Here is an 8,238-nt window from a genome sequence, read left to right as displayed (position 1 = left end):
TCAGTCTTTTTTATGTGTTATATCAATTGTGTAAAAGTAAATATATACCTATCATCACCTTTTTGGTAAGCCGCAAGAGAAAAAGATCACGAAAATTCTCAAAAATGAGAAATAAAGATTTGAAAAATGGTATGATTTTAGGAGGAAAGGACGGCTGGTGCTGTGTTGGAAGCGAAGCGGTTTTATGTCTCTCTGCAAATGAAAATCGCCGGATTAATTACGGCTTTATTAATACTTGTTATCGGAACGCTCACGGTTATATTTGCCTTTCAGCAATTAAAGGAAGGGCAGAAGCAGGCTGAACAGCTGGCGGTGCAAACGGCAAAAACCATTTCATATATGCCTCCCGTAAAAGAGGCGTTCCGGCTTGCGGATCAAGAGGCTTTTACAAAGTTAGACGTCATTGAACAAATGAAAGAACAGGCAGGCGCGCACGCCGTCTACATCACTGATCAAAAAGGGCATGTTGCATTTCATTCGGCCCGAAGCAGTATTCCGAAAGAAAATCAAAATCTGCAAAACAAAACCGTCATGTTCGGCGGGTCTCCGGTTTCCGACGGAATGAAGGCCGTCCGGGGAAGCGCCCCGGTTATTTTGGAGGAAAAAAATCATAACGAAGTCGTCGGAACGGTGACAGTCGAGTTTCTACAAGATGAGATAGAAAAAGATATGAAAGCGCATCTGCGGCATTTAGGCTATTTTGCATGTTTGGTGTTTCTTATCGGCATCGGGGGAGCGGCAGCGCTCGCAAAAAGCATCCGTAAAGATACACTCGGCCTTGAACCGCATGAAATTGCAGCGCTGTACAGGGAACGCAATGCGATGCTCCTTGCGATTAAAGAAGGGATTATCGCCGTAAACAAAGAAGGCGCGGTAACCATGATGAATTTATCTGCGGCTGATATGCTGAATCTTCCGGAACCGATGATCGGAAGGCATATAAAAGAAATCATGCCGGGCGCAAAGCTCATGCCGGTGTTGGCAGGGGGAGAATTACCGCCGAACGTGGAGGTGCGTGCCGGAGATAAAGTATTTATCTTAAATGTGAAAGAAATGAAACAGACCGGACAAGTATACGGAGCGGTGATCAGCTTCCGCGAAAAAACGGAGCTCAAGAAACTGATCAACAAGCTGACTGAAATGAAAAAATACTCGGAGGATCTCCGGGCGCAAACGCATGAATTCTCGAATAAGCTTTACGCGATACTCGGTCTGTTAGAGCTGGGAGAATATAATGAAGCCATTGAACTGATAAAAGAAGAGTACGCCATCCAGAATGAACAGCATGAAATCCTCTTTCAAAACATTCATTCACAGCGGGTTCAGGCCATACTATTAGGAAAAATGGGAAAGGCGTCTGAGAAGAAAGTGAAGCTTTCAATAGATGAAAACAGCTTTTTAGAATCGCTGCCGGAGCATGTGGGTTCATCCCAGCTCATTACGATCATCGGAAATCTTATTGATAACGCTTTCGAAGCCGTCGCCGAAAAAGAGAAAAAAGAGGTATCCTTTTTCATGACCGATATCGGCAGGGATATCGTCATCGAAGTGGCGGACTCAGGAGACGGCGTGCCTCAGGAAAAAACAGAAACGATATTTGAAAAGGGCTACTCTTCAAAGGGGACTAGGAGAGGATACGGCTTAGCCAATCTGAAAGAAGCCGTCAGTGAATTGCAGGGATCGATAGAGATTTCGCAGCAAAAGAGCGGCGGTGCTGTATTTACGGTGTTTATACCGAAAGAAAGGCCAAAGGGGGAATCGGTGTGATTAACATCGCGATTGCAGAGGACGACTTTCGAATAGCGCAAATTCACGAAAAATTTATCGAACATCTTGATGGATTCAATGTCATCGGCAAAGCAATCAATGCCAAAGACACCATATCGCTGCTTGAGAAACGGCAGCCTGATCTGCTGCTTTTGGATATTTATATGCCGGATGAGCTGGGAACAGATCTGCTCCCGCTTATCCGCGGCCGTTTTCCTTCCGTTGATATCATCATTATTACGGCTTCTGCCGAAACAAGGCTGCTGCAGGAAGCGCTCAGATCAGGCGTTGCCCATTATGTCATAAAACCGGTGTCGGCACATAAATTTACAGAAGTGCTTTTGCAGTACCGTGAAAAAAGAGAATGGCTGCACTCACAGCCGGAGCTGAGCCAGTCCGTGATTGACATGTTTTTCGGAAGCGGTCAGAAAGAACAAAAACAGCACAATGATCTGCCGACCGGGATTAATTCGATTACGCTTCAAAAAATCAAAAACGCGCTCAGAACGGCCCAAAAAGGGATGACGGCTGAAGAACTGGGAGAAAAAATGGGTGCCTCCAGAACAACGGCGCGGCGCTACGCCGAGTTTCTCGTTTCTCGGGAAGAAGCGCTCGCTGAATTAGAGTACGGCATTATCGGCAGGCCGGAACGGAAATATTATTTAGCACATGAGTAAGGGATGGGAGAAATGAAGCGGTTGGGAGTGCTTCTTGTCATGCTGGCGGCGCTGGTTTCTTTTGACGGACGGCAGGCGGCGGGCATCCGTTCAGCTGAAGGGCCGGTTGAAATAGTCGTCCCGGCAGCGCCTCAAGGGGGCTGGGACGTAACGGCAAAAGCTTTGCAATCGGTAATAGAGCGGAAGCAAATATTAGGCCGGCCCGTAAAGATCATCTATAAACCCGGAGGAGGCGGAGACAGCGGCTGGAAATATGTAAACGAACGAAAAACGGATGTCATCAGTATGAATTCAAGTCTGCTGTTAAGCAATGAAATTTTGGGACAAAGCCGGCTGAAGGCAGCTGATTTTACGCCTTTGGCCATTATCGCAAAAGAGTGGCAGACCGTCGCTCTTCCGAAGGATTCAAAGATAAAAAGCGGAAAGCGGCTGCTCGGCGATATTAAAGCAAATCCGGGCGGCATAAAAATCGGATTTGCGCCCGGCCTCGGAAATGATGACCAGCTCTCCTTTGCGAGAGCGGCGGAAATGGCCGGAATTTCTCCGTTTGATATCCGCTTTTTTCAATACGGAAGCAGCAATGAAGTCATTGAAGCTCTTATCAGTCACGAGATAGACGCCGCCTCAATGACCATTTCAGAAGCGAGAGACGCCTATCGGAAAGGGAAAATCACATTGGCGGCCGTTACGTCTGACAAAAGGCTCTCCGGCTTCAGCGATGTGCCGACATGGAAAGAGCAAGGGGTGCCGTTTGTCTTTGCGCACTGGAGAGGCATCATGGGGCCGAAAGACATGACCGAAGGCGAGATCGCCTATTGGGATCAGGCTTTGAAACAGATTACTTCATCCGCGGAGTGGAAGCAAATGTTGAAAAAACGGGATTGGGAGAGCTTTTATAAAAACAGCAGCGGCGCAAAACGCTTTTTAGAAGAGCAGACCGAGTTCTATAAAGAGATGATGAGCAGCGAAAAATAAGCCTTCCGCATATTTGCGGAAGGCTTTTGATTTATAAATGAACAAAATGAACGAAAAGGTTATAAAAAATTAAAAATCTTTAAAATCCAAAATATTTACTTCAATATCTAATTCTCATAAGATAGCAAAAAGGCGGATAAAGGGGATCGGGCCTTTAAAATGTAAGCGTATTCATAATAAGGGGGACATACTGTGTTAGCAATCTTAGGCTTTCTTATGATGCTTGTTTTTATGGTGCTGATTATGACAAAACGGCTTTCAGTGTTAACGGCGCTCGTATTAACGCCGATCGTGTTTGCGCTGATTGCCGGGTTTTCTTTTAACCGGGTCGGCGAGATGATGATCTCCGGTATTGAACAGGTGGCGCCGATCGCAGTTATGATTATGTTTGCGATTCTTTATTTCGGCATTATGATTGATACCGGTTTATTTGATCCGATGGTGTCGCGTATTTTAAAGCTGGTTAAAGGCGACCCGCTCAAAATTGTAGTCGGAACAGCCGTTTTGACCATGCTTGTCGCACTGGACGGAGACGGCTCGACGACGTATATGATTACGACAAGCGCAATGCTGCCTTTGTATATCATGCTCGGAATCCGTCCGATTATTTTAGCGGGAATCGCCGGGGTCGGCATGGGTATCATGAACACGATTCCATGGGGCGGCGCGGCGCCGCGTGCGGCGAGTGCGCTCGGCGTTGATCCGGCAGAGCTGACGGGGCCGATGCTGCCTGTCATCGCGAGCGGAATGGTGTGTATGATTGTGGTCGCTTATGTACTCGGAAGGATGGAAAGGAAACGGCTCGGGGTGATCGAATTAAAGCAGCCGTCCCATACAAATGAAACGGCTGCGGCTGCGGAAGATGAATGGAAGCGGCCGAAACTGTGGTGGTTCAATTTACTGTTAACGCTTTCTTTAGTGGGATTTTTAGTGTCAGGAAAAGTGAATTTAACCGTGCTGTTCATCATTGCGTTTTGTATCGCGCTGATTGTCAACTATCCGAAACTTAATGATCAAAGGGAGCGCATTTCAGCCCATTCGAGCAATGTGCTTGCGATCGGTTCGATGATTTTTGCCGCAGGCGTGTTTACCGGAATTTTAACGGGGACGAAGATGGTTGATGAAATGGCCATTTCCCTCGTATCGCTTATTCCGGAACAGATGGGAGGTTTTATTCCGGCGATTGTTGCCTTAACGAGCGGTATCTTTACGTTTCTGATGCCTAATGACGCCTATTTTTACGGCGTGCTGCCCATTTTATCTGAGACCGCCGTGGCGTACGGTGTAGATAAGGTGGAAATCGCCCGCGCTTCGATTATCGGCCAGCCGATTCATATGTTAAGCCCGCTCGTGCCGTCGACGCATTTATTAGTCGGGCTTGCCGGGGTCACCATTGATGAACACCAGAAATTTGCGATGAAATGGGCGGTTCTTGCCGTTATCGTCATGACGGCTTTTGCGCTCATCATCGGCGCAATCACGATTTTTTAACATAAAACACCCGGTTCGTCGCACACTAAAGGCATCAGAGGAGGTGCCATGATGAGTGATCCGTTTATGCCGCTTTTTTCAGTGAGAAGCGGCGCCGGTTTTAAAGCGGCGGACGGCGTTTACGGACTGACCGTGCAGATTGCGAATGTTTACTTTATCGAAAATCCCTCAGCTCCGCGGGAAATCATTCTGGTTGACGCGGGAATGCCTCAATCGTCGGAGATGATTACAAATGAAATGAAACGCCGGTTCAAAGAGGGGTATGAACTGAAGGCGGTCATTTTGACACACGGTCATTTTGATCATGTCGGTGCGATTGAAGAACTGCTTGAGCTTTGGAATGTGCCGGTTTACATTCATGAAAAGGAGCTCCCGTACGTCACGGGGAAAGCGGATTATCCGCCTGCCAGGCCCGATGCGAAAAAAGGGCTTGTCGCAAAGCTGTCACCGCTGTTTCCGCGCCATACGATCCGCATTCCGTCCGTTCAGGCACTGCCTTCAGACGGTACCGTTCCGTTTCTTGAAGAATGGAAATGGGTGCATACGCCCGGTCACACACCCGGCCATATTTCATTATTCCGGGATAAAGACCGCGTGCTGCTTGCCGGTGATGCCGTGATCACTGTTGAACAGGAATCGCTTGCGGACGTTGTCATTCAAAAGCAAGAGCTTCACGGTCCGCCCGCCTATTTTACAGCGGATACGCAGACGGCGGCCGCATCCGTTCAGAAATTGGCGGAACTGGAGCCGGAAGCGCTTTTGACGGGTCACGGAATTCCGATGACGGGAAAAAACTACCGTGAGGATTTGCTTACACTGGCTGAAAAACTGCATTCCGTTTTGTAAAACACCTGCGAAAATCACAGGTGTTTTTTCTTCGCAGTTTCCAGTATGATACAAAAAAACCATTGTGTTCACACCTAAAAACGATACAATGGGAAACAGATGTAAATTGAAGGAGAGAGTTTTTTGAAACATACGGAAATACTTTGGGGTGAGGCGAAGGATTTTATTGATGTCTGCTATCACGAACTCGGAATGGAATCGCAAATCAACGCGCGACTGCACGCGATAAAAGATGAGATAGATCGGACGGGAAGTTACGTCCATACGGCGGAAGAGCTTGAACACGGGGCGAAAATGGCGTGGCGCAACAGCAACCGCTGTATCGGGCGTCTGTTCTGGCAATCGCTGAACGTCATTGACCGGCGCAATGTGAACACGAAAGAAGAGGTGCGTGACGCATTATTTGAACATATTGAAATCGCCACGAACGGCGGAAAAATTAAACCGACGATTACGATTTTCCCTCCTGAGAAGAACGGGGAGAAACAAGTGGAAATCTGGAATCACCAGCTCATCCGCTATGCGGGATATGAGACTGAAAAAGGAAGAGTCGGTGATCCGGCATCATATGAGCTGACGGCTGTCTGCGAAAAACTCGGCTGGCGCGGGAAGCGGACCGATTTTGATATTCTGCCGCTGCTTTTCCGGATGAAAGGGGACGGGCAGCCGGTCTGGTATGACCTGCCTCAGACGCTCGTGAAAGAAGTGCCGATCACCCATCCGGATATTGAAGAGTTTGCCGATTTAAATCTCAGGTGGTACGGGGTTCCGATTATCGCCGATATGAGGCTTGAAATCGGCGGACTGTCGTACAACGCGGCGCCTTTTAACGGGTGGTATATGGGAACTGAAATCGGCGCAAGGAACCTTGCTGACGAAAAGCGGTATGATATGCTCAAAAAAGCCGCTTCGGTCATGGGGATTTCCGCCAGCCTGAATACCGACCTGTGGAAAGATCAGGTGCTGGTGGAACTGAATAAGGCAGTGCTCTATTCATACAAAAAACACGGTGTCAGCATTGTCGATCACCATACGGCCGCGAATCAATTTAAACGCTTTGAAGAACAGGAACAAGACGCGGGCAGAAAGCTGACGGGCGACTGGACCTGGCTGATTCCGCCGATCTCGCCGGCTTCCACCCACATTTTTCATAAATCATATGACAATACGATTGTGAAGCCGAATTATTTTTATCAGGACAAGCCTTATCAGTAACTGATGGAAAAGGTGCGGTACCCTTTCAGACGGTGTGATTCTTCGATGGTTACGTTTGTGACATTTGAGAAGGGGCTGCCTTTTCTGACCGCTTCGGCAAATTGTTTTAACGACTCTTCAGGGCCTTCGGCAAGGATTTCCACCCGGCCGTCATCACGGTTTTTTACCCAGCCGGCTATCTTATGTCTGTCGGCTTCCATCTGGACGAAGTAGCGAAAACCTACGCCCTGAACCCGGCCGTCTGCAATCATATGATACTGAAGCATGGAAAAACCACCTTTTTCTTACTATGATAAAGGAAAGGTAGGATATTTCGCAAAGGATGTGAACGAGATGACGCAAGACTATTCTGTCTTATCTATCAATCTCGGAAAGCCCGCAATTCATGAATTTGCCGGCAGACAAATCAATTCAGGCATCATCAAGCGGCCCGCAGATTCTCCCGTCATGCTGTATAAAACCCATTTTGACGGGGACGGGCAGGCTGATCTGAAGCATCACGGAGGTCCCGATAAAGCGGTGTGCGTGTATCCCGCCGAGCATTATTCATATTGGGAAACAACGCTCGCGAGAAAACTTCCCGCCGCCGCGTTCGGAGAGAATGTAACGGTCAAAGGACTGGCCGAACAAGACGTGTGGATCGGCGACGTCTTTCAGCTGGGTGAAGCCGTCGTTCAAGTAAGCCAGCCGCGCCAGCCCTGCGTCAAACTCGCGCTCAAATATGGCATCAAAGATATGGTGCTCCGTGTACAGCAGACGGGATTTACCGGCTTTTATTTCAGGGTGCTTGAAGAAGGATATGTCGATCCGCGTCCCGTCCTCAAGCGTCTGTCGAGAGGCAAAGAAAGCATTTCCGTCTGGTATGCGAACGAAGTGAAATACCGTGATTCAGACAATCTGTCAGCGATTGAAGAAATACTGCGGGAAGAAGCGCTGTCAGAAAGCTGGAGGGAGTCCTTCCTTAAAAAAAGGGACAGGCTCACTAATGTATAGAAAAAAAGCCGTGCTGCACTGACAGCACGGCTGATTTACGTTATGCTTGTTTCTTTGTTTCCAGCAGATTGGCAAGGAAGTACTTTTTGAAGCTTTGAAGCTTTCTTCCTTCATAGTGGGTAATTCCTTTTTTCTTTAACTCTTCTACATACCAGCCTTTACTGCCATAATGCATGTCAGAAAACTCCTTTCTCCGTTCTCCCGCTGGGGAGGTTTCTTCAGTTTTTGCCAAACTTTTGGCATTGTAACATCTATAAAAAGACGCTGAAAAGGG

General features: G+C 48.0%; 9 protein-coding genes. 7 read left to right on the top strand and 2 right to left on the bottom strand.

Going from position 1 to position 8,238, the window contains the following annotated elements; translation table 11 throughout:
* The first annotated feature begins 162 nt into the window (after window positions 1-162).
* From C5I45_RS15765 to nosA, 6 genes are all read left to right on the top strand, one after another.
* On the top strand, window positions 163-1,767 hold the full coding sequence (locus C5I45_RS15765; protein ID WP_003155621.1) for a sensor histidine kinase: 1,605 nt from the start codon (window positions 163-165) through the stop codon (window positions 1,765-1,767).
* Window positions 1,764-2,444: a response regulator gene (locus C5I45_RS15760; protein ID WP_015388549.1), complete on the top strand. Its 681-nt coding sequence runs from the start codon at window positions 1,764-1,766 to the stop codon at window positions 2,442-2,444. The genes C5I45_RS15765 and C5I45_RS15760 overlap by 4 nt, the downstream gene beginning before the upstream one ends.
* A 12-nt stretch (window positions 2,445-2,456) precedes the next feature.
* On the top strand, window positions 2,457-3,419 hold the full coding sequence (locus tag C5I45_RS15755) for a tripartite tricarboxylate transporter substrate binding protein (protein ID WP_025853998.1): 963 nt from the start codon (window positions 2,457-2,459) through the stop codon (window positions 3,417-3,419).
* Between the two features lie 192 nt (window positions 3,420-3,611).
* Window positions 3,612-4,910, top strand: coding sequence for an Mg(2+)/citrate complex secondary transporter CitM (locus tag C5I45_RS15750; protein ID WP_014304607.1), 1,299 nt, complete (start codon window positions 3,612-3,614; stop codon window positions 4,908-4,910).
* A gap of 51 nt (window positions 4,911-4,961) precedes the next feature.
* Window positions 4,962-5,756 (top strand): MBL fold metallo-hydrolase, encoded by a 795-nt coding sequence (locus C5I45_RS15745; protein WP_003155613.1) that lies wholly within the window; start codon window positions 4,962-4,964, stop codon window positions 5,754-5,756.
* 123 nt (window positions 5,757-5,879) lie between these two features.
* Window positions 5,880-6,971, top strand: a complete 1,092-nt coding sequence (nosA, locus tag C5I45_RS15740; protein ID WP_025853999.1) for a nitric oxide synthase — start codon at window positions 5,880-5,882, stop codon at window positions 6,969-6,971.
* Here the strand turns inward: nosA and C5I45_RS15735 are convergent.
* Window positions 6,965-7,237 (bottom strand): acylphosphatase, encoded by a 273-nt coding sequence (locus tag C5I45_RS15735; RefSeq protein ID WP_003155611.1) that lies wholly within the window; start codon window positions 7,235-7,237, stop codon window positions 6,965-6,967. The two genes, nosA and C5I45_RS15735, sit on opposite strands and share 7 nt — an antisense overlap.
* 67 nt (window positions 7,238-7,304) lie before the next feature.
* Between C5I45_RS15735 and C5I45_RS15730 the strand changes: the two genes are divergently transcribed.
* Entirely contained in the window at window positions 7,305-7,964 is a 660-nt protein-coding gene (locus C5I45_RS15730; protein WP_032857481.1) for an MOSC domain-containing protein, read from the top strand.
* Window positions 7,965-8,004: 40 nt separating this feature from the next.
* Here C5I45_RS15730 and C5I45_RS15725 read toward each other — a convergent pair whose 3' ends face one another.
* Window positions 8,005-8,139, bottom strand: coding sequence for a YflJ family protein (locus C5I45_RS15725; protein ID WP_003155609.1), 135 nt, complete (start codon window positions 8,137-8,139; stop codon window positions 8,005-8,007).
* Window positions 8,140-8,238: the final 99 nt, after the last annotated feature.

It is taken from the genome of Bacillus sp. ZY-1-1 (genome assembly GCF_003047165.1).
Classification (GTDB): domain Bacteria; phylum Bacillota; class Bacilli; order Bacillales; family Bacillaceae; genus Bacillus; species Bacillus velezensis.
This window is presented reverse-complemented; position numbering and strand designations above follow the sequence as displayed.